The 26,515-nt window shown below is 37.1% G+C and carries 23 protein-coding genes; 8 read left to right on the top strand and 15 right to left on the bottom strand.

Annotation, left to right across the window (positions count from 1 at the left end):
- Nucleotides 1-221: 221 nt before the first annotated feature.
- A complete protein-coding gene (locus tag GJR95_RS31920; RefSeq protein WP_162389720.1) occupies nucleotides 222-911 on the bottom strand; it encodes a hypothetical protein in 690 nt (229 codons plus the stop codon).
- Nucleotides 912-1,221: 310 nt separating this feature from the next.
- Here GJR95_RS31920 and GJR95_RS31915 point away from each other — a divergent pair, with 310 nt between their 5' ends.
- A complete protein-coding gene (locus GJR95_RS31915; protein ID WP_162389719.1) occupies nucleotides 1,222-1,602 on the top strand; it encodes a hypothetical protein in 381 nt (126 codons plus the stop codon).
- A gap of 19 nt (nucleotides 1,603-1,621) precedes the next feature.
- Complete coding sequence (locus tag GJR95_RS31910) at nucleotides 1,622-2,755, top strand: hypothetical protein (RefSeq protein ID WP_162389718.1); 1,134 nt, start codon at nucleotides 1,622-1,624, stop codon at nucleotides 2,753-2,755.
- A gap of 1,020 nt (nucleotides 2,756-3,775) precedes the next feature.
- On the opposite strand, the gene GJR95_RS31905 is transcribed toward GJR95_RS31910, so the two are convergent.
- The 12 genes from GJR95_RS31905 to GJR95_RS31850 form a co-directional block, all read right to left on the bottom strand.
- A complete protein-coding gene (locus tag GJR95_RS31905; RefSeq protein WP_162389717.1) occupies nucleotides 3,776-4,642 on the bottom strand; it encodes a DUF2971 domain-containing protein in 867 nt (288 codons plus the stop codon).
- A gap of 204 nt (nucleotides 4,643-4,846) precedes the next feature.
- Nucleotides 4,847-5,068: an integrase core domain-containing protein gene (locus tag GJR95_RS31900; protein ID WP_262889820.1), complete on the bottom strand. Its 222-nt coding sequence runs from the start codon at nucleotides 5,066-5,068 to the stop codon at nucleotides 4,847-4,849.
- A 144-nt stretch (nucleotides 5,069-5,212) separates the two neighbouring features.
- Complete coding sequence (locus tag GJR95_RS31895; protein ID WP_162389715.1) at nucleotides 5,213-5,359, bottom strand: DDE-type integrase/transposase/recombinase; 147 nt, start codon at nucleotides 5,357-5,359, stop codon at nucleotides 5,213-5,215.
- A gap of 158 nt (nucleotides 5,360-5,517) precedes the next feature.
- Nucleotides 5,518-6,189 (bottom strand): hypothetical protein, encoded by a 672-nt coding sequence (locus GJR95_RS31890; protein WP_162389714.1) that lies wholly within the window; start codon nucleotides 6,187-6,189, stop codon nucleotides 5,518-5,520.
- 36 nt (nucleotides 6,190-6,225) lie between these two features.
- Nucleotides 6,226-7,134 (bottom strand): abortive infection system antitoxin AbiGi family protein, encoded by a 909-nt coding sequence (locus GJR95_RS31885; RefSeq protein ID WP_162389713.1) that lies wholly within the window; start codon nucleotides 7,132-7,134, stop codon nucleotides 6,226-6,228.
- A gap of 53 nt (nucleotides 7,135-7,187) precedes the next feature.
- Complete coding sequence (locus tag GJR95_RS31880) at nucleotides 7,188-8,522, bottom strand: hypothetical protein (RefSeq protein ID WP_162389712.1); 1,335 nt, start codon at nucleotides 8,520-8,522, stop codon at nucleotides 7,188-7,190.
- A 118-nt stretch (nucleotides 8,523-8,640) separates the two neighbouring features.
- Nucleotides 8,641-9,123: a hypothetical protein gene (locus tag GJR95_RS31875; protein WP_162389711.1), complete on the bottom strand. Its 483-nt coding sequence runs from the start codon at nucleotides 9,121-9,123 to the stop codon at nucleotides 8,641-8,643.
- A gap of 60 nt (nucleotides 9,124-9,183) precedes the next feature.
- A complete protein-coding gene (locus GJR95_RS31870; protein ID WP_198424761.1) occupies nucleotides 9,184-9,564 on the bottom strand; it encodes a recombinase family protein in 381 nt (126 codons plus the stop codon).
- Nucleotides 9,565-9,609: 45 nt separating this feature from the next.
- Nucleotides 9,610-10,386 carry a hypothetical protein gene (locus GJR95_RS31865; protein ID WP_162389710.1) on the bottom strand — a complete coding sequence of 259 codons (777 nt, stop codon included), beginning with the start codon at nucleotides 10,384-10,386 and terminating at the stop codon, nucleotides 9,610-9,612.
- A 17-nt stretch (nucleotides 10,387-10,403) separates the two neighbouring features.
- Nucleotides 10,404-10,934, bottom strand: coding sequence for a hypothetical protein (locus GJR95_RS31860; protein ID WP_162389709.1), 531 nt, complete (start codon nucleotides 10,932-10,934; stop codon nucleotides 10,404-10,406).
- A 661-nt stretch (nucleotides 10,935-11,595) separates the two neighbouring features.
- Entirely contained in the window at nucleotides 11,596-11,949 is a 354-nt protein-coding gene (locus GJR95_RS31855; RefSeq protein ID WP_162389708.1) for a DUF5677 domain-containing protein, read from the bottom strand.
- Nucleotides 11,950-12,000: 51 nt separating this feature from the next.
- Entirely contained in the window at nucleotides 12,001-12,639 is a 639-nt protein-coding gene (locus GJR95_RS31850; RefSeq protein WP_162389707.1) for a recombinase family protein, read from the bottom strand.
- A gap of 160 nt (nucleotides 12,640-12,799) precedes the next feature.
- Between GJR95_RS31850 and GJR95_RS31845 the strand changes: the two genes are divergently transcribed.
- Both GJR95_RS31845 and GJR95_RS31835 read left to right on the top strand, forming a co-directional pair.
- Entirely contained in the window at nucleotides 12,800-13,777 is a 978-nt protein-coding gene (locus GJR95_RS31845; protein WP_162389706.1) for a hypothetical protein, read from the top strand.
- 851 nt (nucleotides 13,778-14,628) lie between these two features.
- Nucleotides 14,629-15,177, top strand: a complete 549-nt coding sequence (locus GJR95_RS31835) for an IS5 family transposase (RefSeq protein ID WP_262889819.1) — start codon at nucleotides 14,629-14,631, stop codon at nucleotides 15,175-15,177.
- 501 nt (nucleotides 15,178-15,678) lie between these two features.
- Here GJR95_RS31835 and GJR95_RS31830 read toward each other — a convergent pair.
- Both GJR95_RS31830 and GJR95_RS31825 read right to left on the bottom strand, forming a co-directional pair.
- Nucleotides 15,679-19,644, bottom strand: coding sequence for an NACHT domain-containing protein (locus tag GJR95_RS31830; protein ID WP_162389704.1), 3,966 nt, complete (start codon nucleotides 19,642-19,644; stop codon nucleotides 15,679-15,681).
- A 168-nt stretch (nucleotides 19,645-19,812) separates the two neighbouring features.
- The gene (locus tag GJR95_RS31825; protein ID WP_162389703.1) at nucleotides 19,813-20,445 is read right to left on the bottom strand and encodes a helix-turn-helix domain-containing protein; all 633 of its coding nucleotides are present in this window, start codon (nucleotides 20,443-20,445) and stop codon (nucleotides 19,813-19,815) included.
- Between the two features lie 409 nt (nucleotides 20,446-20,854).
- On the opposite strand from GJR95_RS31825, the gene GJR95_RS31820 reads away from it, so the two are divergent.
- The 4 genes from GJR95_RS31820 to GJR95_RS31805 all read left to right on the top strand — a co-directional run bounded on the left by GJR95_RS31820 (nucleotide 20,855) and on the right by GJR95_RS31805 (nucleotide 26,262).
- A complete protein-coding gene (locus GJR95_RS31820; protein WP_162389702.1) occupies nucleotides 20,855-22,114 on the top strand; it encodes a site-specific integrase in 1,260 nt (419 codons plus the stop codon).
- A 242-nt stretch (nucleotides 22,115-22,356) separates the two neighbouring features.
- Nucleotides 22,357-23,670 (top strand): VapE domain-containing protein, encoded by a 1,314-nt coding sequence (locus tag GJR95_RS31815; protein ID WP_198424760.1) that lies wholly within the window; start codon nucleotides 22,357-22,359, stop codon nucleotides 23,668-23,670.
- Nucleotides 23,671-23,997: 327 nt separating this feature from the next.
- The gene (locus GJR95_RS31810; RefSeq protein WP_162389701.1) at nucleotides 23,998-24,882 is read left to right on the top strand and encodes a toprim domain-containing protein; all 885 of its coding nucleotides are present in this window, start codon (nucleotides 23,998-24,000) and stop codon (nucleotides 24,880-24,882) included.
- Between the two features lie 360 nt (nucleotides 24,883-25,242).
- On the top strand, nucleotides 25,243-26,262 hold the full coding sequence (locus tag GJR95_RS31805) for an ATP-grasp domain-containing protein (RefSeq protein ID WP_162389700.1): 1,020 nt from the start codon (nucleotides 25,243-25,245) through the stop codon (nucleotides 26,260-26,262).
- Nucleotides 26,263-26,515: the final 253 nt, after the last annotated feature.

The raw sequence follows: 26,515 nt of genomic DNA, 5'->3' as shown, positions 1-26,515 counted from the left end.
GGGTCTTAGCTCTACGTTCTCAAAATTAAAGCAAGCGAAATAGCTTTAATTTCCCAATTCGATTTTTGACCATTTATTGAATTAGGCTGAACTCTCAAACCTTTTTAATCCATCGTTTACTTTTGTAACAATTACCCATTATAGCAAACAAGTTAGTCGCATTGATTGGTTATGGGCATAAAGAATTATTAAAGTTATGCCGGTGCAACACTAATTTTTCGCTAAGTTTTATTGCTAGAGATTACTCCTTGATTTTGGCCAACTCCTGAGTTGAGACTTCCAAGAGGTGGGTTTGTTATAGATCCCTGACTTGGTGGCAACACGGAAGAGAGTGGATTCCAAGAGGACTGAGGTAGTTCAGAAATGTCATAACCGCTTGGAGTAAAAAGTTCCGTGTATTTGTTTAAGTCTAGACCAGGATCAATTATATATAATTCAATAGCATCTGCTCTAGCATTATAAAAAGCAGCAACTCTTAATAAATACTTAAAAACTCTGAATAATATATTTACAAGAAATATTAAAAGTACAGACACACCAATCTGAACTGCTAATATATACTCTTTATAGTATAGTTTCTCTTTAGGAGGTAGTATCAGTAAATAAAAAGAAACAACAATTATTATAAATATTATCAAAAGAAGTATCACGGTTAAGTTATTAAATAATAACGCTCTTAATCTAAGTTTTTTTACTAGATCATCTTTGTCTTCGTTCTTTGTATAGTCTTCTGGATTAATTACGATATATTTGATTTGATTAAATGGAATTACTAATAGAATAGTTGCAAAATACAAAATTGCATTTGAGAATTTCAAGTAGTCAGAAATTGGCTTATTAAAATCAAGATAATACAATCCAATAGATAGTACGACCGCTATTATAAATAAAAATTTTACAACATTAGTCATAAGTAATTTGAGAGGTATAAAAATTTAGGGTAAATAAATATTAGAAAATTTTAAACTAATTAGCTCAGTTTATGAAGTAATAATTACCATCTTCTAGATTGACAGAATGATTTGCTGCGCTAAACATTACAGAACTGCTCAAGGATCAATATATTGATTTACCGAATGACAAATCTAGTTTAAAAGAAGCTGTTAAAAAGGGGATTTTTCCCGTTTTTAACAGCTAAGAAAATTATGTTATTGCTATACCTTAAAGGAATTAAAATATGCGCTGGTCGATAGTTGAAATACTAACTTAAAACATTAATACATGAACACTCTTTTCTTTTTTTCAAATCGTGATAATCTATCCGTCGCACTTCAGTTCTTTGGTTTTGTTTCTACTGGATATGCTCTTCAGCTTATAGATGTAGACGGTATGACTCCTCTTTTCGTCCCGCCCGCCTCAGGTGTGAATACAGATATTGTACCCGACCTTATAGATCTCCCAACACCTGTATCAGCCAATAATGGACGCTTCCTAGAGTTAACGATAAGTTTTATAGGCTCCGACCCCATAAACTTTCCAAATTACCATTTTGATTTAGAATTGCACCAGAACGGTATTTTCATCGGGAAAGACTCCCGATCTGGACAGTTAACAGGTAGCGATCAACGTGAGACAGTTACTGTTCGCCTTCAAGCTATTTAATCTTTCATAAACTACTCATATGATAAAGACAGTTACTTTGATAATTGCCTTGTCGGCGTATTTAACAGCACTACCAGTTATAGCACAAAATGACTCTGTAGTTCCTACTAATTTAGGGAAGTTGAATTTTGCAGTACCTGATATGCCAGCTTTTAAGGCCCTAGGTTCTGAACCAAGCACTATTCTTCGTCCTTCCACGCCTATGGCACTTGCTGCTACTGCTTCTCAATTTTACGGAAATGGCAACGGTGTCCTTCCTCGAAATATTGCTATAGAGGTGGCTCCACTTATTTTAATTGATGCCAGCCCAAATCGTCGACTGAAATTAGAGCAGTATTTAAAACGTCGGGTTTTTCATAGCATGCGAGTTTCGATTGGTACCCTAACTGACTCATCAACAACTCCCTATTCAAGTAAACTTGCTGTAGGTCTACGTTTTTCGCTTATCGATAAAGGAGATTTGAGATATGATCGTAACTTTCTACAAGAAGTTGCTAATATTCTTCGCGAGGATGCTCTAGCAGAATCTGCTCTCCGCACAGAATTCAATCAAACACATCCTCTGACAGTGGATCTTGATGATCGGGAGAAATTGTTTAAAGAATTCAGAGAAGCCAAGCAAACTGATACTATCGAAAAAAAGATTAACGCTATTAAAGAAGATTATAAAAGGAAAAATTGGAACAAGCAAAAACTAGACTTTGCTTTAGCTTGGGCTGGACGTTCGTCTGATTCGCTAGTTAAAAATCTGAACTTTCATCGAATATCTGGCTGGCTAACTTTAGCACTACCTGTTAAACAATGGGGTCAGTTTCTTGTGGGAATCAATTATGACAATAGTCATAATACAGTTGAAATGAAAGAAGAAGTTCTATCACGTTACAATTTAGCTCTTAGATTATATGCTGGTACAAACCGATTTAAAGGTTATTTAGAAAGCCAATATAGTAGAGTTAATCGGAAATTCAATCTAGGCGTTTCTACCATTGAATCAAATGATTTCTATTTACACCTTGGTGGTGAATACGGAATATTAGACGGTATATGGATACAAGGATATGCTGGTTATCAGCGTAATTTCAGTGCAGGTTTAAGTGCATTTACGGGCCATCTCGATTTACGTTTTACTATTCCTGAAAAAATCAAATTATAGTTCTATGGTATTATTTAACTTCAGTAGATGATTTTAGTTGCCCATAATTCAAATTGTAAATTACTCAAACGATAAACCATAAATAATCTGATCTGATTTCTTTCTCAGTCACATCTCCAAATTTATAATATTCTTATCTGTACCAACATATAAATAATGATTAAAGATTACCTAAGTATATGAAATATATAAGTGCTTATTCAATAAATATAATTTAAATATATAAGCGTCTCATGTAACACCCGTGGCTGTTGCACAACTCGTTTTCGGTCTAAATAGGTGTCAAATCGACTTATTTAACTGCTCTGAGAAAACGTTTTAACGTTCCGATTTGACTAGCAAGGAAGTCTAACTAGCGAACTTCTATTTCGAGCTAGAGTTGTGCAACAGCCACACCCGTTTAGTAGGATGATTGCAGGTTTTCGCTATCACTGCTATCTCAAGCAGAATGCAATCTTAAATTATCGTCTCATATATCTAAGTTTCATTTTCGCTCATTTGATGAGTTTGTGAAACAAATTTGTAATCTCATCTAAATGGATTGAGTTGATCTCCTTAACGCTCCTAGCTGTCTGAAAAAATCTGGGCTAAATCGAAAGCGATCCGAGTTAATAAACGGCTAATTTCAGTACAGTTCAACGTCCTGAAGAAAGCACAAGTTTTTTGTAGCACAATTGTCTATGTCAGAGTATAAGATAGTAGAGAATTATAGCTGCTCTATTTATCGTAGTTTAAAGAATTCAGTAGCGGGTCAGGCCGCACCACCTTTTCGTCTGCCGGCAGTTGCTTTTTCAATGCCCAAACTTTCCAAGGTCGAACTCGACCGTCACTAGCTGGAACGGCTGGAAAAGAAGTTGCTTATTCTATCGAGTTCAATTGGGGTGCTAATCAGCGCTAGAACGCAGACTCAGGAGAAGCTTGACACCTTAAAAATTGCAGTTCAAAATAAAAGCGGCCAGCTGCTTGGCCGTTAGTAGCGTTTCGTATCCACCGTATGTCTATAAAGTTTCATGCTCAACGTTAGAGCTTAACCGCTTTAACGTTGAAAGTTTTGAAGTCAATAATCATTTTTCTATATGTTGAGATATTATATTTATGCTCATTGACTAATTTAATAAAAGCTGTTCTCTCTTCTTTCGAGACTCGGCAGCCAAAGTATATTTCTTTCAAACAGTCCCGCTCAAAAGGAAATAAGTCAAACCCTTGCCTATTATCTATTACTGCTCTTACCTCTTGCTCATACTCCCAAACTTTCGATTTTGTATTAATTAAATAAGGCATCAATTCCTCGATATCTTTGTAATAATTTAAAGGTCTTATCTCTGACACATATTGCACTTCACTTACAGAAAAAAATAAGTTTTGAGTTTGATACAAAGGCTGTATACTAAAGCCAAGACAAATACCATAGTGTTTTTCTGCGTAATGACTCCACATTAATGGTTGATCGTTGAGCTTGCTAAAACAGCAAACTCCAACTTCATTATACATTTGCTCTGTGTTTAACTTCTGGTATTCATTGGCATTTGCCGGATTGGCCATTTCACGAATTAATCTTCTTTTTGCCTCTCTATTAATACTATTGTAAAGAGATGTTTTAATCCTCTCTTGATATGCTTTAACCTCTTTAGCAGTTGCCTTAAAACTAACTTGTGAGGGATTCATATCGAAGGGATCGTTAAACGTTTTAGGGGAAGAAAGCTTAAGTTGTTGACCTTCAACAATAGCCTTCGAAGTGCCAAGTGAAGCATAATGATAAATTACCGGTGGTGGTAAATGATATACATAAAGTCTATTGTCTTCATGCAAACTACTTTCTAACTTAGGATTGTTAGTGAGTTTTGGATCCAGAGTTCGTATAAATGAAGAAAAAGGCCAAGATTTCATTTGTAGTGTTGATTATGTTTTGTACTGGCAAATTGATTTATTTGACATACTTGTGTATATCGTCAACCGAAAGTGGACAGATGCGGGTGAGAAGAGATACTTTTGAGTACTTTGTAGACGCTGAAAAATAAAATTTTTCCGGCGTTTTAGCATCGATAATTGCTCAGTTTTTTGCCGTTCCACTTCGATTTGCTCTTGGCGGCCCTAGTAAGCATCGGCAGGACGTACCTTCAAAAGTGATTCATGATAGGATTGGTGATTATAGTAAGCTACCCATTCTGTTAAGCGTTCTCTCAACTCATCTGGACTGTAGTAATGCTCCAGTAGCAGCACATTTTTCATCGACCGATGATACCGCTCGATTTTTCCTTGAGTCATGGAGTGAAACGGCGCACTGCGAATATACCCAATGCTTTCGCCTTTCAAATACTCTTTTAAATACCGAGACAAGTAGGCCGAACCATTACCCGACAGTATACGAGATCGCTGATCAGCAATCAGACTACTGGCTTTCAGAGCAGCTTGGACAGTGTGCTCTACGTCGGTGGCCTACATACCGGGGCAGAGTTCCTAAGCTAAAATATACTGCAAATAGTCATCTAACACTGTCGAGAGATAATACCAGCCCCAGTTTTTGATCTTGAAATAGGTAAAGTCGGTTTGCCAAAGCTGATTGGGAGCCGTAGTTGGGTTATAGAACTGATCGGCTGCCTCCATGAGTCGATAAGCAGGCGTAGTGACTAAGCCCCGACCCTTCAAGATACGCTAAACCGTAGACTCCGAAACAAACCGCACGGGCTTCGGGTCGACGGGCGAATATGACTATACTAAACCAATTATAGATTTAAGAAAGAACGGAGCTTACTCAACATCTACTATTCCTCAATTGCATGGTAGTTAGGGTGCTCTAACGGGCCTATTGATGCAATGTTTGGACTATCAAAAAGCACCTTCATTGCATCAAAGAATTCCGATACTAAATCTAGAATAGTGATTCCTTCAGAGAAGGTGGGAGGCTTTCCATATGTGAATGTGTAATTGTTCCCCTTGAAATCTTTGGTGTCACCAGCTGTTTTTTTAAAATAGACTCCTCCCGTATGAATAGTATTGCGAATTGTACTTAGAAGTATCACTAGCTTTGATTCCTCTTTTTGCCAGTTATTTTCCGTATCTACAAAGAGCCTTGAAACTAATTGAGGGAGTGTACTACCATCATAGATATCGTTGCCAGTCAAGTTTGCACTTAACGTCCTAAAAACTAACTCTGATTGAAATAGAGCGGCCTCTACGATGAGCTCACGACAATTCTGAGTAAAATGGTGCTTATAATTATCAACTCTCCCCTGGTCATTAGCAAATAAAGTGCGACATGCCTTTGATCCTTCCTCAATATACCGCTCGTTAATAGTCAAGTTTATGTGCACAGTGGCACACTGATTGACCATGGTACCAAAAAAAGATGTTCTTATATCCCGGTCAGAAAAAGTATTGTAGCTCTCTTTATGTGCTTGCGCCTTGGTAAAAAGTTGTTCGACTATATCTTTCATACTAACAAGTTATTTTAAGTGACCAATATTGAAATTTCAATAATCTTCGAATATTTGCTCACAAGTAACTATCTTACTGGCAATTAGGTCTCTTGATTCAATTGGAAACTTTCCCGTTCTCTGGTCAATTTCCCTTACTAGATCGAGTAACTGGTGAATCTCCTGCTCGTTCTTTACAATCAAATATTTGATATCTTCTGCAGTAATTGTAAGCCATAAAGAGGGGTGTTGATTTATAGATTCATTTAACTCATCCTTAATTTTTAGTGTGTCTTTGAAGAATTCATCTTTCATCTTTAGCATAAATGGATGATCTCTATGGGCAAACGCTTTCCCTGTAAAAGGAGGTACGTTAAAATCCGGTATATACCTCCATTCTTTTTCGTCATAATACCGATAATGACCTACCTTATTTTGATAGGGTTTCATGTAGGCTCGTAAATTGAAAACTAATTCGATGGCTTGACTAGATGTTGAACTTAAGTCCATAATCTTCAGATGTTTTTCACTTATATCCTCGATACGAGTATAAAAATCTTTCCCATCTAATTTGTGCTGGTCTACTGAAAGATCCCCTATTCCTGCCCATACGTTAAGCAAGCGATCTTGAATACCCTCAAGCATATTGATTATTTGCGTTGATTTATTAAAGTATAATATGGGGCTAAGCTTTCCCATCAATCGTTCGTTCTTCTTCAATCCTATTCCGTAACCCCCATTAATATCTTTTCCATAATATTGGGCGTGTTTGGCTATACTCGAAAGTGGTATATCACAAAAACAAGTCATGGGTATACTTGCATTTTCCATAAAATTTGGAACATCGTCCAGCTCTGCATTGAACTCTTCACAATACCTGGGTTTAAAACCGTGCTCCAGTATACTAGCTAACCACTCTAATTTTGGGGTAAAATGAAAGAGTGCATTTGCGCTTAATTGGCCCATAAAAGCTTATTTCAGACTATTTTAGTGTGTATTTCATTATTTGAGCGACTCCTTTACTGAGCATCCTTATTCTGGCTAAGAAGCGGTTTAGCCGTATGGAGCTGACCACCTATAGGAAGACCTGCGTCCTTACCTACAATAGTTGGTTTAATCCAGAGTAGCCGACGGTCCTGAAGGCCTATACCAACTGGTTGATTCCGCCAATGCCCCCTACGCCAGTGAGGTGTAATTGCTATATCCATAGCTGCTGATTTAGTCAGACTACCAATATATTGTTCTCCGAAAAATTCAATAGACTTGAAGCCTGCCTGGCCAATCTCGGCTAGTGCATTTTGTCGTTGATGTTTTGTTTTAGCCGTGCGAAGCTTCTTTTCTAGCTGTCCAGGTAGGTCTATCGGTAATCGATGAACTGGCTTCTCAATGTGCTGACTCGTATATAGAATCGCATTAATGACACACGGGATTAATTCCTTTGTCATCCGCTGATAAGCGATCGTCAACTCATCTTGTAAATCATGAGGCAACAGCAGTGTTAGCGCTATATAGCCAATAAAATCAGTCAGTAGTTCTTTGAGCGAATCATCAACAGTTAGTCTGCCTAGCTGCGGAGTCAGTTTAAGATCAAATGAGAAAAAAGGCACATCAGAAGTCGTTTCAAATAGTGATCCGTATTTTAGAGTAAGCGGTAAAAAGTCGCCAACAAAAATCAACTTGATGCCTTCTGAACTCGCAGAGTTACTCTCCATTTGAGGGGTATCTAACTCCTCTCTGAAAGAAGTTCTGATAGTGAACACGCCGTCCACTTTTGATATGACTGAATCAAATAGTGAAACATCCAGATCTCGCAGGGAGAGATAAAAATTAGAATGATAGGTGGTCAATAGAGACTCTATAGGCACGTTAGCCGTATCAGTCTTGGCTAACATCGTCAGTAATTCTGACGAGAAATTCAGTAAATGTTTGCCCCCTTTTTTCCACTCCAGGTACAGATCAAAACTTTCCTCGGCATATTCCTTGGTCAGTTTACCAGCCTCGTCTAACTTCTCCCATTTTGCCCCGATGTGCTCCCATTGTAGTTGACTACTTACCTCCTGTTGCCACTTTGACTTATGACTGTGCTCCCGGATAATTTGATTTTCAATGTGGTTAAACGCTTTGGGATCTGCTCTTGGATCATTTGGTTTAATGCCATATAGGGTTGTGAACCGTTCCCTAGCGAGTGACGAGGCTACCATTCTATTAACCTCGTCAAGTTGGGTTAAAGTAGGCTGGGGATGCTTACCATACAATAGAACCTGTAGTTCATGTTTTGTCGTTGTTGGCTTTAACTTGTAAGTCTGCTCAGTTCGGGTGGGCCAATAGTGATTTAAGTTGAGGTTGCCTGCCATTAGAAAGGGTGGATGGATTAGTTAAGTCGATTTTCAAATAGCTATCCTATGATAGTTGGTTCGTCAGATAGACTACCATCCTTTAATTTGTAAACAAGTGTTTTATTAGTCGTCTTGCTTAATTGCTGCCTTGCAAGAGTTCGTTGCTCGCCTCCATAATTGAAGTTGATAATAGGAGAGCATCTTCATCTGAGCGCGCAAGACTATCTACTGCGATACCCAGGTTATCATTGTACACAATTACAATTCTGATTCTACCATTGTATCCCTTATTACTGAAGACACGTTTAGCCCCTTTAAACACGGCATCACAAAACTTACCAATAGCCCAATCGCCTATTTGTTGCGCTACATAAACAGCAACCACGACATAGGGGCCATACTCAGCCCCTAAAGCCCTTGAGTTTCCAGCCCACCCTTTGGCTATCACATCGGGAGAGTCATTCAGTGACTTATCATAACCAGCTTCAACAAACAAATCGGTCATTTCATCAAAGAATGGTATTCCCCAATCACTATATTGAAATTCGTTACCAACTATTCCAGAAATCGTCCCGCGAATAGATTTGCCAAATTCGTCATCTGTTTGTTCCATATTCATTTTATAAGGGGCATTTCTCCCAGTTTCTGAGGCTGCCTGGCCGACACTGCCCCCCGTTTATCAATGTATTTTTGAGAGAAAGATACTTACGTATTTCAGGTGAACATCAATAATCGTATTTAGAGGAACACCCATACCCTTCAGGTGCATGATCTTATCGTGATCTTTATCATAGATCGAGGGCTGGATAACCCCTTTAGATTTTCCAAGCTTAATGCCTTTATCCTTCAAAACCTGTAAACCTCCGATCGTTTGTTCTGATACCAAGTCCCGCTCCAGCTCAGCAATCATTGAAAAGAATGTCAACAGAATCTTATTAGTCATGTCCCGATGATTCTTCGGGTCCAGATCCAGATTTTGCTTTATAAGGATTAGTCGACAATTTTTCTCCGTCATCAACTTTTCAACCAGTCCTAAAACCTCTTTGATCGATCTGACCAAGGCTTTTTTGTACAGAACAATGAGTACGCATGAAAAGCTGTTTTGTCAATTCGTGAGCAGCGTTGCATCAACACCAACTTTGAAATCAGCCAAAGCAATACCATATAACTTATCTGCACCTTCGTACCCGTGAGTTACCAGTGAAAGAAGATTACCATTGGTATCCATGATTGGAGCACCACTTGTTCCTCTAAAATCTGTATGACTATTTATTTGATTAGGTAGCTGAAATTCGTAATAATGTCCAATCTTTCTGATATACTTTAATCCTCCGTAAAATACCTCATTGACTGAAAGCGTTAGGATGTTATTTATGTAACCTAATTCAGATTTTATTCTTCCAAAAAAACCGTATTGAGCCGTTGGATCTGGTACATCAGTCAAATCTGATTTTATTCTTAATTTAGAGCCGCTTTGAATAGTGAAGTCGTTAAATTCTATTTTGCACTGTAGATAATTTGTCTTATGCTCTAATTTCGCAAAGCTGAAATCAATTAAGCCAAAATTCTTTTCTTCTATTCTTCCTGAATTAGTTTGCAACTGACTGATTTGCGCATTATATCGGTTTAAGTCAAAACTCTCCAAATAGTTCATTGCTCCTACTGAGTACACTTTATTCTGATTATTCACAGTAGGCTCTCCAATATCGATACATGTTGCTGCATCCATATTTGTTACATGAGCTACTGTAAGAAGCACCTCTGTCTTATTGTAGTCTATAATACATCCAGAGCCTCCTGATTCTGGTTCCCTAGTGAATGGATTAGTCATTACTATATGAACAGTCGATTTGATTATCCTTTCTATTTGCTGTTGTGTCATATTGACTTATTGGTTAATTACATACTAAAAATAACTCTGCCAATCATTGTCTTATTAATGATCCAAACCAGTATGATCATACTGGTTTGGATCTTCAGTGCTTCATCACTAAAAATCATTTCTACCACCTCAATGTCTTCAAGCACTTCCCATCGACTAAGGGTAAACACTTCTTCAGCGTTATCAAACTTATCAAGGTCTTTTATAAGTTCTGACGTTCCAAAGTACGCTACAACCCTTGGTAGGTCTATGTTGGGTGATATTACTGCTACATAGAATACTGCCTGTTTATGCGCATTCGCTCTGCCAAAGCCGACATATTTATCTAATATATCTTTATCATATATATAGATAACCTGTTCAATATTAGTGAATATTTCGTTTGGTTTATTGATTCTTAATTGATCGATAAACCATCCTTTTTTGATCTTAGCAATGGGAACAAATTTATCTCTCAAGTCGGCAATACTTTGATAAATCATTCCGTAATCAATTGATTCCAAGGTATTTCTAACTTGACCTAAAAACGTAAGTGTTGGATTACTCATTTTAACTTAAATAAAGTTCTTCTTTATTGCAAAGAGTCAATAAGGCTATATAAGACTACAGCAAATTTAACTTCTTATGAGAAAACAAGCCTTGTATTGTCTACTTTAGTCTGGTGATTCCGGATGAATTGTATAGTCCAGTAACCTATGTTTTGCTTTTCTTTAACGACTACTTTTCTATCATTTGCTCAAGTGTTATCAGCCCAAGGGTTAGCGTTTGCTGAACAAAAGCTTGTGCATGTTGAAGATCACTTATCTGATTTATTGTCCCCATTTCATCGCCCATTTTCGAAAGATTTCCCGACCACAAATCGGTACCATGAGTTGGATTCGACCAGGTTTTGTAGAAAAACTCATATAATTCGATGCGCTTTAATTCTTTAGCCAGCTTTTATAAAGAAGTCGGCCCATTGTAAAGACCATACCATTTGGCATTGTCCGTATTCTTTGTGTTCTGTTTTGTGTACTTCAGGTATTCTTCGTTGGCAGCTCTGTATTAGGGCTAATTAACTATCGCTTCCATATTTTGGCAAGCCGCATCAGCACCTTTTATCATTATCGAATCACCATAGTCGATACTGCTATCTTCCATTTCCTTTAGATATTTCTTGTGTTCGGCAGCACCCGGAATTAACTTCTTATATTGATTTAATTTTCTGTATTAATCAACTATAAAAAAGCAGGCGGCTATCTCCTCTGTGTTTTCTCTCAACAGGTATTCTAAGCTAACGACTACTTCAGGTATTGCTCGTAGATAAACCTTACAGGGTACGATTACGCCTGATTTAACCTGGACAGAAATGGCATCCATTAATTCCAATATATGCCTGAAGAGTAAGGGAGCGGCTATATCTATCTCTGTAATGGTTTCTTTTGACTTGTTTCGCTTTAAGCTCTCAGCGAAAATGTGCGTACCACGACACACCATTTCATGAATGGCATCAGAGTACACATCCATTACCGTTTGAGCCTCTACCGACAGTGGCAGAACATTCTCTACCGGTTTAGTCTTCATTATCATAATTGCTTTGCTGTTTTCAGGCAGCCTGATGCAACTAGCTCCTAGCTATACAGTAATTAGGCTGAACGGAGATGGCTTCTGTCGATCAATGTATTTTTTCAGAGATAAGTATTTGCCATACTTCAGGTGCGTATTGATAATAGCCGTTATAGGTACACCCAGGGAGCGTAGGTGTATGATTCTCTCCTTGTCCTTATCGTAAATTGAGGCCTGAATTACACCTTTGGGTTTTCCCAGTATGATTCCCCTTTCTTTTCTGGCACGCAGACCTTCCTTGGTTCGCTCGGAAACAAAGTCTCGCTCCAACTCGGCCATCATACTAAAAACTGTCAACAGTACTTTGGTCGTCATGTCCCGGTGGTTCTTAGGATTAATGTCCAGTCCCTGCTTAATCAGGATGAGCCGACACTTCTTGTCGTTGATAAGCTCCTCGATCAAACTCAACACCTCCCGGATCGATCGGCCCAGGCGAGACAACTCGGAAATGATAATGGTGTCTTCTCCGGAGACTTTACCCAATAGTTCGGTGAGCCGACGCTGCTCAACCGATTTGCGAGATGACATTTCGACTTCGATCCATTCGTCGACGATCAGTTTATGATCGACTACGTAACGAGCGATCAGGCTCCGTTGTCCTTCAGCAGTCTGATCCGCTGTAGATACCCGTACATACCCAAAAATCATGGCAAAAAAAGGCTGTTTTACTCTTAAGGCATTATTGCTACTAAAGATAGTGAAAGATTATACTCTTACACGTATCTTTATTGCATAGATTTCATGGCTGTTAATACGGTCGTTAAGTAGATAGCATTTAGGTGATTTACATCGATATTAAATCCTTTTTATGATTAGTGCATCATCCTGCATCAAACAACTAGAGCATATTCGTGAGCTTCTGACTCATCCAGCGGTTGATCAGCACGACATAATGCGGCGAGTACAGAAGGTCTTCATTGAAGCTGGTTACAAAAGGTCTTTCTATAACCTTGTATTTCCAGCAGTTCATAGGGCCGCTGCCAAGCATGACGAGTCTTGGTTTAATGATTCAGATGGCAGGCCTGTTTTATCCAAGCTTCACTGTCCCCCCGATTCTATCTCTTCTTTAGGCCGGTGCAATTGGGCTGGTGATCCTGTCTTTTATTGCTCATCGGAAAACGGCGTACCCATTTTTGAGGTAAGAGCAGAACTCGGTAACACAGTAGCCCTTTCCGTTTGGGTTGACAAGCGCAACACAAAACCCATGATAGACCATAATATAGAGACCGTAGGCTTAGTCATTGGAGTGAAACATATTTTCGACCGGCTTCCTGATGGTGATCCATTTAAAACAATGCTTCGGCATGATGATATATTCAAAGCTGGAACTTCAGAAGCTATAAAGGAAATTGACGCCTATTTTGGTGACTTATTTATACAGTCATCAGCCGAAGTGGAGAACCTCTATTTGTTCACCAGTGCCATTGCCCGTGTATATCTGAATCATATGAATTCACCTTCGGCAGGCAAAGTTCAAGCGTTGATCTACCCCAGCGTAGAAAGTAAACTCAGCGGGTTAAATATTGCTTTTAATAAGACTTTTGCTCGTCAACATTTGAAGATACGCGGAGCAGGCTTATATACAGTCGAAGAGCACGAGCCTGATAAGTCACGGTACAGTTTGAAGCCAACAAAAGGGATAGCGAACAGCAAGGTTGATCATGGTCCAATCTGGAGGAAATTTCATGCAAAACATGATTCTGAAAGATATAACCTTTCACCCCAGACTCAAATCGTAAAAACAGCTGACACTTCTTTTCTCGAGTTCGAAGATGATCCAAGTTGAGAATAAATAGTGAGAGTGAAGCTAGGTAGATAAGACGAGTTCTACACCGGAGCTTTTAAAGTATCCTAAATCGGCGCTAGACTCTATATTCGCGCTTGGCTACCTTACCAGAAAGTAGGCCTTATCCTAGGTGATTGGGTGCCATTCGACTACCGTCAGAATAATGTTTTTATCGAGGGTCCAAATGAACGGTTACTGAAACTGGCTAACGTTGTGGACAAACTCAACTACCGATTTAGGCAAGATAAACTGTGCCTGGCTTCACAACTCTACAATCCCGACTTATGCAGCAACAGTTTTTGTCCAGACGCTACACCACCCGCGGGGAAGATATTATAGAAGCAAAGTGAACGCAAGCTTTAAAGTTGATGGCACCCTTTTATCTATATTAGCGGATTATAATTCCACATATTACCAATTGATGACCAGCGATTGATCTAGAATGAAGTTGCCACTAAATAAGTAAGCCTCTCTATCGCATGCGCTGCTATGATGGCAACTTCACTAGTTCGCGATACCTATAGATTAATTCTAGTAAAGACTGTCACACTATTAGTAGCACTAAAATTAAAAAACCCCTCAAAAAAGACTGTTTTGAGGGGTTTTTTAATTTTTTGTGCACTCGTAGAGTCTGTCTTGGCTAATACCAAATGCACTTATAATCAATCTCTTAGAGCCTGTTTAAAAACGTTGTGAAGGGCAGAAAAAGCAGAATCAGCCTATCTTGTTGGTTAATCCGACCAAAGATGTAACCCACAGATCTAACTGATTCTGTCTGGCAAGTTATGGAAGAAATTCTTGCCGACAAGCGCAAGTATCCGCTTCGCTCTGTTCTAAACGCCCTACTGTAGCTGACAAAAACTGGATGCCAATGGCGACTTTTGCCTAATGATCTACCACCCTGGCCGCTTTGCTACTACTGCTTCTGGAACTGGCGCAACCAGGGAAACTGGCAAAAACTTAATAAAGCGGTAGTGGAACGTCGGCGACAGAAAGCCGGACGGGACGGCTCGCCCAGTGTGGGAGTCATTGACTCACAAAGTGTAAAATGTAGTGAATGGGGCGTTTTCCCCAAAGGCTATGATGGCCCTAAAAAAGTGAATGGGCGCAAACGCCATATCGTCGTAGATACGCTGGGGTTGGTTTTAGTGGTCGTAGTTCATGCCGCCAATCAACACGAGAGTCCAGCGGCCCGAGTGGTATTAACGCGGTTAGCTGAGCGGGAATATGAGCGAATGAGTAAGATTTTAGCGGATAGTGCCTATGGCAAAAAACTGGCTAGCTGGCTCAAGAAGTCATTTGGTTTGCTATTGGAGGTGGTGAAAGTAAGTGAGTTGTCTGCTTTTCATGTGGTTCCTATGAGCTGGAAAGTCGAACGCACCTTCTCCAGGATGAATTGATCGAGACGACTCAACAACGACTATGAATGTGGGGTAAGTTCCCACGAATCATTCGTCTACTTATCCAACATTAATCGAATACTCAAGCATTTTTAAACAGGCTCTTAGTCCATAAAACCTATTATCTGTGACTTAAAGATATAGACAATAATTACATATCTAATGGATATAACGATGAGAATGAATAAATTAACATAACTAACCAGCTATGCATTTACATTGAAATGATACTAAAAAAGCTGCTTGTAAGTATGGTAAAGGGAGTTTGACACTTTTTTTCATATCTATTTTAGGATTTAAGGAAATTTTAGTGCAAATCTATGATGCAATTGAGTATAACAATATATGCACCAAATTACTTCTGTCTTTTACAACTAATATTTTATTAATTACTTTATTGGATATTTATATCCAATAAAGTAATTAATAAAATATTAGTTGTAATGCAATCATGCAGCGCGTTTAGGTTTATTATAAGTATAAATGCTGCCATTATTTTGGCTATCGTAGGTGAGGAAACAATAAAGTAGCTCGGTTGGCACTAAAATTGCCATGACGTTTACTAGGGATATATTTATATATTTTATCTATAAATAGTTTACCATTTAATACGTTATTTGCTTTTATTGAATATTGAATCTCTTCATTAGTAATTGTGTCAATTGCCATGCCTGTAAAATATTCGTTGACTTCTTCGATAGTTTTTAATCTGCAATACAAACGACGTATAAATCTAATATTAATAGCAATTAAATAATTTTTATATTTTTCATACTCGTTTGTTCTCGAAATAAAGAATACCTCGTCACCTATCTCAGGTATAAAATCACACTCCTTAAAGGAGAAAAAATAATCTTTTGTTGAAAATAAGTTATGAATAAAGCCAGTTTTCTTTAAATAATTTACGGAAATTATGCCACTCTTCTTAAATCCATTATTTTCATTAATATCAATATTTTCTATTTGATGTATATTATTATTATTTTCTATAATAACATATTTTTTTACATTAAAACTATTGCGAAAGCTTTGAGGTATAGGTAGAGCCTTGAGTTCGCCAGTCCTTAATTTAAGGACGATTGCAAAATACGTACTAATCGCCAAGATTAAACCAGGTTCAAATGATCTAGTTTTACCATAAAACAAGAAGGAAATATTTAGATTATATATAATAAAATTATATTCAGTAATATTAGAAATAATATAACTCACCAATTCAGTATCATTTACAACTAAGTCGGGATGGATTCTAGCAAATATATTTTGATTTATGAAAAAATTTAAAATGTTTCTATTTTCGATTAATATGTTAATTAGGTTTTTGGGGTTAGTAAAATGCAAAACAGAGGATATAGTCCCTTCGGCTGATATATTTTCCATATTAGTAGAAAATATATCAGCCGAAATATAATAAACATTGTTCAAACCGATTTTATCAACTCTTTTACTTTGCCAAACTATTTTTCCTGTTTTAATTATAGCATATTCTTTTTCATTTTTTATTATATCTACCTCATTTATAGAATTTACTAATCCCAATATATAGCCATTAATTACAAAGGGGTCACCTACTTCAATATATCTATTGTCGGAATATTTTGTGAGTAGAATGAAAATATTTTTTTTATTGTTAGGGTTTATTTTAAAGTCAAAATATTGAATTTGAAATTCTTTTTTTCTTTTAAATAAATCAAGGATATTTGTATCTCTAAATTGATTTAGAATTTTATCTTTCTTAGATGAAAACAATTGATATTCTTCTAATAAAGTATTCTTTATATTTTCTGGAATATTATTAAAATTTATCTTTTTGCTGAAGTTTATTATAATCGAAATTTTTGAATAACTATTATCTGAATTCTCTAAAATTGTATACAAATTGCCTAGTGAAAGGTATTTTTCATTGATGAAATATATTGTACAGAGTTTTTGTATAACCTTAAGTAGAGTTTTATATCTAACTTTATTGTCAATAATAGCTCTCAAAAGATTTTTTTCTAATAATAAATTTGAATAATCATGAAATTTTATTAGAGTTTCAATGAATTTATCTTCGCCAAATAATTCGATATCATAATTATTAACAAAAAAATTTATATCCCTTCTGCCTATAATCTGCAGAGTATAAATATTAGGATTTCTATTATAAATTGCGATTAATTCTTCACTTGAAATTTTTTTATATATTTCTGTTAATAAATAGCTTACACGACGTTTTATTGATTTTGAAAACATAGCAGCCAGTTTACTAGAATAAATATTCAAATTAAATTCATGAATGAACTGTAAAGTTTCGGCATAGTTAGATAAATTGTCAATTAAATATTTTGCAATATTCAAAAAATTCGTCTCCTCAATATTTTGTTTTTCTGTTCGCTCAATATTTTCATCTTCATCATCAGAGTAAAGCCAATAAATTTGCCATTTTTCTTCGTAGAAGATTTTTCTTAATGCTTTTCTACTATTTAAAGCCGCTATGCATGAAAATAATTTTTTTGAATTTATTATTCTATTGTCTTCTTTATATATCATATATAAAGTAATATAATTTAATATATATGATTCTGCGGTTTGAAAAACTTTAGGATTAGAATTTCTTAAGTTATTTGCAATTTTGCAGGCAACTAGTACGGTATCATTCACATCATCATAGTCAAACATGTGTAAATTTTTTGGCTCCTTTTTCTTTTCTCCAACAAATAAATACTCAAAGAACCGGTGCTTATCAGAGCTTCGAAGTAGTAAATCACTGCACATTAATAGCGTATCATCCCATTTTGAATCTTCTATATTAGCTATATCTAATACTTTGTTGGTTATAAAATTATTATTTATTTCTAATGCAGAAAAATATTCTAAATACGTGTCATGCAAAAAAGATATATTTTTTTCATTATCAATTACCAGTAAATTAATTTCTAATAATTCTAATACTATTTTATTAGTTAGAATAATATTATTAACTTTCTTGTTAACTAATTTTCTTGTTTCTTCAATTGATAATTGGTTAATGCCTTTTTTCCTCATATCTAATGCACAATAAGCAAGTATATCATTTTTCAAAACAATATCAAATTTAATATCTTTGTTTATCTCTCTCTTATAAATATATTTTATAAAGCTTTCGTATAATTTTCCTCTGTTAATAACTATGTTATCATTTAATGTTAGAAATACTAACATTCGCAGAGTTAGAGGATTTTTCGTAAGTGAAATAATGTTTATATCATCTTTCAGCTTTCCCCATAAATCATAATCTATTTTTTTATTATAAAATTCTAAATATTTCTGAATATATTCTTTAATTTGAATTTCGTTTAACTCTTTTAAATCATAGACCGGCAAATCAAATATATTATTAAATGTATGCTTCCTAGTTGTTATTAAATATTTATTAGTCGGGTATTTACTTAAAAAATCTTTTAGATCGTCATAAGCTTCATTTTTTATATTATCTCCAATTTCATTAAGCCCATCAATAAAAATGTAAAAGTCTCCTGATATTAGCATTTTTTTTATTTCTTCAACATCTAAACCAATCTCTGTTGAGATTAATGTTTCTAATTCACTATTAGGCTTATATTTTTTTATTTTAATTATTACTGGCAAATATTCTTGCGGATTAATATTACGATGTTGAATGGTAGTTGAAAATATTTTTTGAATAGTAGTAGTTTTACCCGAACCTGCGGTACCTAGTATAATTAGCTTATCAACTTTATTTATAAGGTCAATTATCGGAATAATTTCATCAAAATCTTCTTCATCAAATACTCCATATTCATTGTCAAATATACCTTCATTAAATTTATCAAAATATCTCCCTTCATTTACCTTTTTTGCGTGCTGATCTATATCATGAACATATTTTTGCCCTGTCAGCATTACATATATTTTATCAATATTTTGAAATTCGCTTTTATTTATATTTTTATTTAAATAATTATTTATAATTTCATTGTTAAGTAGTCCTTTGCTATCATTTTCATAAATTTTGTTGTTAACAATTTTGTCTATTTTTGAACTTAATTTGAAAATTTCTTCTTTGTAATATTGATCTATATACAATTTGCGAAGATCTTCATCTGCTTCAATGTTTTTCAAGAAAATATTAAAGAAATTATTCAGATCTGCTTGAGTTGGGGTAATAATATTTAAATTACCTTCAAAATTTTCATATTTTAATGGATTTTCAATGTCCTGATATATTTGACTTTCTAAGACTTGAGTAAATAAAATTTCTGATTCGTAAAAATAAAATTGTTTTGTTTTGTTTTGAAAATTTTCTTTTTTTTCAAATTCTTTGATAGTTTTATCTACTACTACTCTTAGCCTATCCTGAAAAGTAGTTTTAGGTAAAATTTTTTCTGAGAGCGCATCGAGGTGTTTATCTAATCCTCTGTCAATTAATTTATCACCTATTTTTCCAGTAATATAAACTAAAGCTGCCGCAGTAAATGGATCCATATTTATCTAAATTTTTTATAAATGAATGTAGTTTTTAGAGTGGAAAAATGCTTGTCTTATAAAGACAGCAATTTATTTTTTTTCAATTTTAAAAGTTACCCTCCCCTATCTTCATTTAATACAAGTATATATTAGGCTTTTTAGGTTTATTTGGAAAATTTAGTATTCTTATTTTTCATCAACTTTTCCAAAGAGTTTATCAGCCTGCTTTTTTCTCCTTGCTTGCAGCATTCGTACATCAAACGGTATTAATACATCTGGTTGTCCTTCCACTTCCTTCAAAACTTTATTATCAAGCAAGCCAGATTCAAAGAGTTTCCAAAAAGCTGTAGTACCAAATATATAAGTATTCAGATAGCTGTCCCAGGCTTCTCTATCATAATCCCATCCCATTTCCGCCTGTTCTTCATTTTCTACAACTATTATGGGGTCAGGTGTACTGTCTATAAATTCCTCCCAGGCACTTTCAATAACAAATTTTGCTATAACAGTTTTAAAGTATTTGATTTTATCGCGTTGATAGTCAAGTAGTTCTTCGATTCTGGAAATATCCTTTTCTAACTTCTTCGTTTCCTCAGGTCGAACTATAGGTTCCTTTATTTCTTCCCCCCAAGTTAACAGTTCAATTACAGTTATACCTAAAGCTTTTGATATAGCTTCAAGATTCTCGTAAGTGAGTCGATTGCCTCTGTTCTCTAATCGAGGGTAGTTGGTTGCCTCAATACCTAGTTCTCTAGCCATTACCGTAGGCGTAATTCCTTTCGCCTTTCGTACTGCCTTTATTTTATCTGAGATGCTCATAATCAGTATTTGATAATACAATATTCACAATCTTCTAAAAAATAATCACAATCAGACTTGCATAATCGAAAATCAATTAGCGATATTTGGTAGTTCAAAATTGATTATCATAATCATTATTAGACTATGTCGTCCGATATTATATCTCCAATTGCACAAGCAATACAAATTTATGAAGCCCGGCTCGGGTTTAAAATTAAGACTGACCGCGACTTCTACAGAAAGGTTGAGATTAACTCGAAACGATTTGGCCTCCTCTTGAAGGGCCGTTTAGTACCCACTGTTGATGAGTTAAAGAGGGTAGCGACTGTTTTTGACATTCCCATTATTGATCTCCTGTAAAAGCAAATAGCCCTATCGCATCCAAGCCATAGGGCTTTGCTATTTCCAAATTGTAAGATGTACATCTATGCCTTTCAAACAAGACTACACTAAAGCCGAGCGAAGAGCCAAACGCGATGAATCAATCAAATTTGCCGCTTGCACTGTCACCATTTTTGTCCGAAAAGAAAGTAGCATGCTTGGTTTTCGGGTACGATGCTGCGGCAAAAACAGCCCATTTAAGTCATTAGGAATAAAGTTAAAGCCAAGTCAATTTAACTCAAAAACTCTTCATATTGCTGGTGATCCTTACAATACAGCTCGTGTGGTGGATCTGAAAGCGAGCATTTTAAAAGTCTTCAAAGAGCGGGAATTAACCGGACGAAGCTTAGATCCTACTTTAATCAGAGATATTGCTTTGGGCTTACGAGGGCATGATGATTATACCCCTACCATTATCGAAGCTATCACCCGTTGGACCGAACAGAAAGCTAAACTTTTGGGCAATGGGCTTTCCCTCAGTTCTCTCAAGCAATACCAACGGTATGGCCGAATAATTAGCGAGTTTGTAACGATCAATTACGGCAAAGATGCCAGCTTGGATACCTTAAAACCTGCCGTTCAGCATGATCTGTTAGTGTATATGAAAGGTGATCGGAAAAGTGGGCATAACTATGCCATTAAGACGATCCAGTTTCTAAAAGCCATCCTAGATTATGCCGTAGCCTATGAATGGTGTGACCGTAATGTACTGCAATCGGTTCGGCTAAATAAACAGCGAAAAGAAGTAAGGACGCTGACAATGGTCGATCTGGAGAAAGTTAAACAAACGCACTTTGTCGAAACGACACTCAATGAAGTACGGGACATATTTCTCTTCTGCTGTTATACGGGCCTAGCATATACAGATGTAGCCAGCTTGACAAAAGATTACCTGATTACGGTCGATGATATTCAATGCATTCTGAAAGATCGTAAAAAGTCGGGCCAACAATCATTCGTGCCTCTTTTTCCTGAAGCCCTAGCCATTCTGGATAAGTACAGATATCATCCTATATGCCGCTTAAAAGGGGTGCTACTACCTGTTTTAAGCAATCAGAAAATGAATAAGTGGTTAAAAGTGATTGGTAACGTGGCCGGGATTAAAGAAACATTGCATACTCATTTAGCCCGTAAAACCTTCACCATGTTTGCCGATGAACGAGGTTTTAAACTCGATCAAACAGCTATTATGATGGGCCATTCTCATGCATATATGACTGAGCAACATTATTATAAAGGTCGCAGAGAAACGGTTATTAAGGAGTTTAAACGGATTCAAAACGATCAAAACCAACAAGCCAGTTAACTCATGAACAACATGTTTAATACTTCATTCTCGGACGATTTGCCTAATGATCTTGATGTATTGAAAGCTCGTATTCATCGACAAACGATTCTAATAGGCTATCAACTAGTAGAACTAGAAGACTTGCGGGAAGACATGCAGAGATTAAAAAGGCAGAACCGTCAATTGATGGCACTACTAACGCCATCTAACTAAAACAAAGAAGCCCCACCAATATTGGCGGGGCTTACTCAATTCAACTTTTGAAATTTATTAATGTCACTGCAAATTTAATGATAACCACAGATTTACCAGCTAAAAATGGGAAAGTAGTGCCCACAAAGAAGAAAGAAAGAGTGCTTGCCGAATCGGCTCCAGCATCTCCTGCTATCCAGAGCAAACGGAAAATCATTGAGGAATATCTTTCTTTCCGCTTTCAATTCCGGTATAATGTCCTTAATGGTCGGATTGAATGGGGGTATAAAGCCAATGCCAAATTTGAAGCACTGGATGATTATGACCTCAATACCATTATCCGACAGATTGAGAATGAAATGGGCATAGCTACAAGCCCTGAAAAAATAAAAGTCATTCTCAAGTCGGACTTTACTCCCCAATACAACCCCTTACATGCGTATTTTCACCAGCTACCCGCCCTCAGTTCTACTGGCCAACCAGCTATTCAGGCATTGGCAAGAACTGTACAAACGGAGAACCATGAGTTATTCTGTTTGAGCTTAACGAAATGGATGGTAGCCAGCATCGCTAACGCGTTCAACCCCGAGGGATGTCAGAACCAAATGTGTTTAGTGCTAACCGGCGATCAAGGTGCATTCAAAACCACATGGCTTAACCTGCTATGTCCACCAGCTCTGATACGTTACCTGTTCTGTGGTAAGATCAGTCTAGATAACAAAGACACATTGATTTTACTAGGGGAAAAGTTTATCGTCAATCTTGACGACCAATTACGTAGCCTTAACAAACGTGATGCAGAAACCGTCAAGACCCTAATCACTCAGGGTAACATTACCATCCGCCGACCTTACGACGCACTTTCCTCTGAAATGCCTCGTATCGCTTCGTTTGTGGCAAGTGTCAACGGCAATGACTTCTTAACCGATCCAACTGGCAGTCGTCGGTTCTTGCCATTTGAAGCATATACTATTGATATTCAAGCCGCTCTAGCGCTTGATATTGATCAAGCATGGGCTGAAGCTTACCAGCTCTTTAGAGAAGGCTATATCTACTGGTTTACAGCAGAAGAAACAGCTACCCTATTTTCGAATAATGAGGCTTTCCAAATTCATACGCCCGAATACGAATTGCTACTAGAATACTTCGAACCAGTCGAGAACCGTGAATGGGCTTCAGCCTTTCTTACTACATCGATGATTCAAACGAATCTAGAGGGGTATACACGGCAGAAAATGCGGCCCAAACAATTAGGGGAGGCGCTGAAAAAGCTTAAGTTCCTTCGCTTCAACAAAAAAGTTAGTGGCTCTAGTCCAGTTTATGTCTGGGCAGTGCGGGAACGCTCTGATCTAGAACGAAAAGAGAAAAGTAACCAAGCATAACCCTTTCGGTAGTAGCATAGGTAGTAAGACGGTAGTGAGCTTAGTCCTACTACCGCTGTGCTTTTCAAATGCGATTAACCGAAAAGACAAAGGGCTGACTGTGAGATCGTTGTTTAATAATCTGCACAGTTTAAGATTTTTATCTTACTACCTTACTACCATAGCGTAAAAACGTCTCAAACGTTCAATCAAGCCACATTCTAGGTAGTAAGTTTAATCCTACTACCATCCTACTACTTCTTACTACTAATGCTGGTAGTAAGGTAGTCAGTAAAAAATCCCTAAAAACTTAAATACCACAAAAAGCCCACAAAGGGAAAAGCTAAAATGATTGCCCCTCACACTGTTCAAGTTGCCAAGAATGTAGCGATTACTGACTACTTAGCTTTTAAAGGTATCCGACCAGTCAGTCAGCACGGACAACGGCTCGTATATTACTCACCGTTTAGACCAGAAAGTACCCCCTCGTTTTGGGTGAATACAGTTATTAACCGATACAAAGACTTTGGCGCGAGCGAGACCGGAGATGATGTAATCCAGTTAGTGCAGCAACTCAATAGCTGTAGCTTCGCTCAGGCTGTTCAAGAGTTAAACCAACTTGCCGGATTAGAAAGTAAGTCTGACTTTTCATTTAGTGGGCCTATTCGTACTCCTATTACTCAAACTGTTATTCGCTCGGTCAAATTACTTTCCAATACGCAGCTAGTTCGTTACGTGGAAAGTCGTAAAATCAGCTTTCCAACCGCTCGGCGGTATTGTAAGGAAATCTATTATCAACAGGGAGAAAAAAATCTGTTTGCGCTAGGTTTTGCCAACGATAAGGGTGGGTATGTACTCCGTAATGGAGTTGGGGCTAAACGGAATATAGGACCAGCAAGCTATACGCTTATAGCAGCTCAACAGGCTAGTAACCTTAACCTCTTTGAAGGCGTGTTCGATTTCCTATCCGCTTTAGAATACTACCGTCTGCAATCACCGACTTTCCCCACGGTAGTACTCAACTCAACCACAAATTTGGAAAGTGCTTTCCCATTGCTCAAAAAATACGAGCGGGTAAACGCCTATTTGGATAACGACACGGCTGGCAGAACGACACTGGAACGACTTTCCAGCACAGGGATTTGTGTTGTAGACCACTCTACACTATACGCGGGACACAAAGACTTTAACGAGTTCTGGCTGGAAAGTCCCTTGAGCCATAGCACTCGCTAATTCTTCCCTTTCCACTTTCCATTTTTTATGCTTCTCTACAATCCAAGAGCACCGTAAAAGGCAATAGGCTGATAATCAATAAAATAAATTTTTTCAAAAAGTTGCACCCTTTTAAATGATTAAGAATCTAAAAATGAACACATTAACATCGAAAAACACGCAAAAAAGCACTCTCTTCCGTCAATTGCCCCCGCCCTTTAGCATTTTGGAAATTCTAAAAAAGGCACTTTTCCGAATATATGAATTTGACTTTTGAGATGTTGGCCGGATTTGAACACAATTATTGGGCGCATTATGAACCCGCAATCGCTAAGCAAACCAGACACAATTCACTTTCCACTTTCTAAACGATAACAATCGATGAAACTATTAATCTTGAGTACAGGCACACCCTCTAAGCATTTAATCAAAGCCATTACGGATGCTGGTCACACCTACGAGGTACATGACCCACGTAACCTATATTTGTTCATTTCAGAACAAGTCAATGGCTATGATCGCATCTTTAATGGTTCACCGGACTTGGAAAGTCCAACCCGACTGTTTGCCGCTTCGTTCGATGCAATCATTAGCCGAATTGGTGCAGACTTACCACTTTGCGTTTCCATCCTACGCCACTTGAATGAGAATCTGAAGGTCTATAGTCTCCAAACGGCAATTGGTCTCTTGGTAGCTCATGACAAGCTTTGGACCAGTCAGGTGCTTAGTGCCAGTAATATACGTACCCCATTAACGGTGTTTGCCGTTCGGTCGAACCATGTTGCTTTTGCCATTGATAAAGCAGGAGGTTTGCCCGTAGTTGCTAAGCAGCTCACCGGTTCTCAAGGAGCCGGGGTATCTATTTTGGAAACACCCTTAGCGGCTAACACGACAATGGAAAGTTTCTATAAGGCAAATATTCCCGTCAAGCTACAACGCTTTGTTAACGCGCATAATAGTAGTAGCGGCAATCCGACCGACATACGCGCTATCGTAGTCGGCAATGAAGTAGTATCAGCCATGGAACGAACGGCCAGCCAGGGAGATTTTAGGGCCAATCTCTCCAAAGGTAGTAACGGTCGAACTATCAGCTTAAGCAGTGAAGAAACGGCTATGTGCATCAAGGCAGCTAAAGCGGTGGGTTTAGAGTTTGCGGGCGTAGATCTGATTCGAGAGAAGCTGAGCCAAACCTACGTCACAGAGGTAAACGGCAATCCAGGTACAGGCATTATCGACATCACAGGCTATAATCACTTTATTGATTTAGTGAAGTACATTGAAAGCAAGTCGAAGAAGAACGAAACAGTCCCGGCTCCCGTACCTTTACCCGAAGCGACCAAAGACGATCTAGAGCAGGACAACGAAGAAGAGGCTTCGTTAAAGAATTACCAAGCGCTTTGAGCTAAACAGCAAAGGGTAAAGCTGGACTACAACGAAAACGGCATGTTAGCTTTCTTTGGGAAGAAGTTTGGTAGTAAAGTTTAATTCAACAGTCACAAGCCCTGTGCAATTATAAAATAAATTAAATGAGTATGTTAAAATAGCTCAAGCAATAAAGAGATGGTGAATCACTTCCTCAAAAATTGAATTATTATAAATTTCCTAATTAGATTAATGTTCACGAACATTAATCTAATTAGGAAATTTATAATAA

The sequence above is a fragment of the Spirosoma endbachense genome (assembly GCF_010233585.1).
Classification (GTDB): Bacteria; Bacteroidota; Bacteroidia; order Cytophagales; family Spirosomataceae; genus Spirosoma; species Spirosoma endbachense.
The sequence above is the reverse complement of the archived record's forward strand: the minus strand, read 5'-3'. Positions and strand labels throughout refer to the sequence as shown.

Bases quoted from the DNA above. Each gene is read 5' to 3' on its own strand.
- GJR95_RS31810 (WP_162389701.1), top strand. From the start codon at position 23,998: ATGATTGCCCCTCACACTGTTCAAGTTGCCAAGAATGTAGCGATTACT.
- GJR95_RS31845 (WP_162389706.1), top strand. From the start codon at position 12,800: ATGATTAGTGCATCATCCTGCATCAAACAACTAGAGCATATTCGTGAG.
- GJR95_RS31890 (WP_162389714.1), bottom strand. From the start codon at position 6,189: ATGAAAGATATAGTCGAACAACTTTTTACCAAGGCGCAAGCACATAAA.
- GJR95_RS31910 (WP_162389718.1), top strand. From the start codon at position 1,622: ATGATAAAGACAGTTACTTTGATAATTGCCTTGTCGGCGTATTTAACA.
- GJR95_RS31905 (WP_162389717.1), bottom strand. From the start codon at position 4,642: ATGAAATCTTGGCCTTTTTCTTCATTTATACGAACTCTGGATCCAAAA.
- GJR95_RS31875 (WP_162389711.1), bottom strand. From the start codon at position 9,123: ATGAATATGGAACAAACAGATGACGAATTTGGCAAATCTATTCGCGGG.
- GJR95_RS31860 (WP_162389709.1), bottom strand. From the start codon at position 10,934: ATGAGTAATCCAACACTTACGTTTTTAGGTCAAGTTAGAAATACCTTG.
- GJR95_RS31825 (WP_162389703.1), bottom strand. From the start codon at position 20,445: ATGAGCATCTCAGATAAAATAAAGGCAGTACGAAAGGCGAAAGGAATT.
- GJR95_RS31885 (WP_162389713.1), bottom strand. From the start codon at position 7,134: ATGGGCCAATTAAGCGCAAATGCACTCTTTCATTTTACCCCAAAATTA.
- GJR95_RS31830 (WP_162389704.1), bottom strand. From the start codon at position 19,644: ATGGATCCATTTACTGCGGCAGCTTTAGTTTATATTACTGGAAAAATA.
- GJR95_RS31855 (WP_162389708.1), bottom strand. From the start codon at position 11,949: ATGAAGACTAAACCGGTAGAGAATGTTCTGCCACTGTCGGTAGAGGCT.
- GJR95_RS31895 (WP_162389715.1), bottom strand. From the start codon at position 5,359: ATGGAGGCAGCCGATCAGTTCTATAACCCAACTACGGCTCCCAATCAG.
- GJR95_RS31805 (WP_162389700.1), top strand. From the start codon at position 25,243: ATGAAACTATTAATCTTGAGTACAGGCACACCCTCTAAGCATTTAATC.
- GJR95_RS31850 (WP_162389707.1), bottom strand. From the start codon at position 12,639: ATGATTTTTGGGTATGTACGGGTATCTACAGCGGATCAGACTGCTGAA.
- GJR95_RS31880 (WP_162389712.1), bottom strand. From the start codon at position 8,522: ATGGCAGGCAACCTCAACTTAAATCACTATTGGCCCACCCGAACTGAG.
- GJR95_RS31820 (WP_162389702.1), top strand. From the start codon at position 20,855: ATGCCTTTCAAACAAGACTACACTAAAGCCGAGCGAAGAGCCAAACGC.
- GJR95_RS31915 (WP_162389719.1), top strand. From the start codon at position 1,222: ATGAACACTCTTTTCTTTTTTTCAAATCGTGATAATCTATCCGTCGCA.
- GJR95_RS31920 (WP_162389720.1), bottom strand. From the start codon at position 911: ATGACTAATGTTGTAAAATTTTTATTTATAATAGCGGTCGTACTATCT.
- GJR95_RS31865 (WP_162389710.1), bottom strand. From the start codon at position 10,386: ATGACACAACAGCAAATAGAAAGGATAATCAAATCGACTGTTCATATA.